Below are 684 nucleotides of genomic sequence, written 5' to 3' on the forward strand. Positions count from 1 at the left end.
CTGAATATCACGGTTTTGAGCAAAGCGGCGCTTGAGGTTTGCTCAAGTCATTATGCCCAAGGCGGTATTGCTGCCAGCTTAGACAAAGATGACTCTGTGTCTGACCATGTTGCTGATACCCTAGTAGCTGGTGCAGGGCTTTGCACACCTGATAATACTGCCAGTATCTTGGGTGCAGGACAACAAGCAGTGCAGTGGCTATGTGCGCAAGGTGTCCCTTTTACGCAGAACTCACCTAACGCTTTGGATAATACAAGCGCACAGGACTTCTCTCAGTTACAGACCAGCGATTTGCATTTAACAAAAGAAGGTGGTCATGGCTGTAGACGCGTCGCCCATGCAGATGATGCGACGGGTCGACACGTGATGGACGCATTGACCATCAAAGCGCAAGCGGCAACCAATATCACTGTACTACCTTATCATGAAGCGCTTAAGTTACTGACACAGCCTATAACTAGTCGTCAGCCTTTTTTTACAGATAGTAGCGATGCTAAGCATTGCCGAGGGGCGCTTGTTTTTGATCATATCAATGAACGTCAACTGACCTTTCATAGTCGTGCAGTCGTACTGGCTAGTGGTGGATTGGGTCAACTGTTTAAGCGTGCCAGCGCGCCGAACGTCTGCGTCGGTGATGGCGTAATGATGGCATGGCAAGCAGGCTGCCGCTTGGCAAACTTGGAG

General features: G+C 49.9%; 1 protein-coding gene. It reads left to right on the plus strand.

Annotation, left to right across the window (positions count from 1 at the left end; genetic code table 11):
- On the plus strand, positions 1-684 hold a 684-nt coding region (locus ACS8FC_RS17825; protein WP_439297774.1), incomplete at both ends, for an FAD-binding protein.

It is taken from the genome of Psychrobacter sp. 1Y4, from assembly GCF_051847555.1.